Annotated in this window: 1 rRNA gene; it reads left to right on the top strand. The window is 44.7% G+C overall.

The window, feature by feature from the left end:
• Positions 1-232 precede the first annotated feature (232 nt).
• Positions 233-1,749 (top strand): 16S ribosomal RNA (locus AYC60_RS00655).
• Positions 1,750-1,815: the final 66 nt, after the last annotated feature.

The following is a 1,815-nucleotide window of genomic DNA, read 5'->3' as shown; positions in this document are numbered from 1 at the left end:
AAAAACTATATATAGTAGTACATAAAAAATGTATAAAAAAAGAAAAAAGTTCTTGACATAGAGGGGGGTCTTATGGTAAGATTATTAATGTCCATAACGGACGAGGACAATGGAAAGAAAAGGAATAAATAAAGCAAACAAGAAAGACAAGAAGTCAATTTAAGGTAAGAACAATAACTTTGAGAAACAAACTGACAAAAAGGTGAAGAATTTAAAAATATAGAAAATATATTGAATGAAGAGTTTGATCCTGGCTCAGGATGAACGCTGACAGAATGCTTAACACATGCAAATCTATGTTGAGTAACTAAGCTTGCTTAGATATGAGACATGGTGGACTGGTGAGTAACGTGTAAAGAACTTGCCTCTTAGACTGGGATAACCATTGGAAACGATGGATAATACTAGATATTATTAGACATAGGCATCTAAGTTTAATGAAAGAGAGATCACTAAGAGAGAGCTTTGCATCCTATTAGCTAGTTGGTGGGGTAAAGGCCTACCAAGGCGATGATAGGTAGCCGGCCCGAGAGGGTGAACGGCCACAAGGGGACTGAGATACGGCCCTTACTCCTACGGGAGGCAGCAGTGGGGAATATTGGACAATGGAGGCAACTCTGATCCAGCAATTCTGTGTGCACGAAGACGGTTTTCGGATTGTAAAGTGCTTTCAGTAGGGAAGAAGAAAGTGACGGTACCTACAGAAGAAGCGACGGCTAAATACGTGCCAGCAGCCGCGGTAATACGTATGTCGCAAGCGTTATCCGGAATTATTGGGCTTAAAGGGCATCTAGGCGGTCTAACAAGTTGAAGGTGAAAAGCTGTGGCTCAACCATAGTCTTGCCTACAAAACTGTAAGACTAGAGTACTGGAAAGGTGGGTGGAACTACACGAGTAGAGGTGAAATTCGTAGATATGTGTAGGAATGCCGATGATGAAGATAACTCACTGGACAGAAACTGACGCTGAAGTGCGAAAGCTAGGGGAGCAAACAGGATTAGATACCCTGGTAGTCCTAGCTGTAAACGATGATCACTGGGTGTGGGGGTGCGAAACCTCTGTGCCGAAGCAAAAGCGATAAGTGATCCGCCTGGGGAGTACGTACGCAAGTATGAAACTCAAAGGAATTGACGGGGACCCGCACAAGTGGTGGAGCATGTGGTTTAATTCGACGCAACGCGAGGAACCTTACCAGGTCTTGACATACTCGGAATAAGATGGAAGCATCTTAGTGCCTTCGGGAACCGAGATACAGGTGGTGCATGGCTGTCGACAGCTCGTGTCGTGAGATGTTGGGTTAAGTCCCGCAACGAGCGAAACCCCTATCATTAGTTGCCATCATTAAGTTGGGGACTCTAATGAAACTGCCCGCGACGAGCGGGAGGAAGGTGGGGATGACGTCAAGTCATCATGCCCCTTATGATCTGGGCTACACACGTGCTACAATGGGTAGTACAAAGAGGAGCGAAGCAGTGATGTGGAGCAAATCTCAAAAGCTACTCTCAGTTCGGATTGAAGTCTGCAACTCGACTTCATGAAGTTGGAATCACTAGTAATCGCAAATCAGCAATGTTGCGGTGAATACGTTCTCGGGTCTTGTACACACCGCCCGTCACACCACGAGAGTTAGTTGCACCTGAAGTTACTGGCCTAACCGTAAGGAGGGAAGTACCTAAGGTGTGATTAGTGATTGGGGTGAAGTCGTAACAAGGTATCCGTACCGGAAGGTGCGGATGGATCACCTCCTTTCTAAGGAGAAAACATAAAATGGGTTATTAGAACTTAGATTACTTTGAGTTTGTTTGCTTTATTTAT

The sequence above is a fragment of the Streptobacillus felis genome, from assembly GCF_001559775.1.
Classification (GTDB): domain Bacteria; phylum Fusobacteriota; class Fusobacteriia; order Fusobacteriales; family Leptotrichiaceae; genus Streptobacillus; species Streptobacillus felis.
Note: the sequence above shows the minus strand (reverse complement) of the source record. Positions and strands in the feature narration are given on the sequence as shown.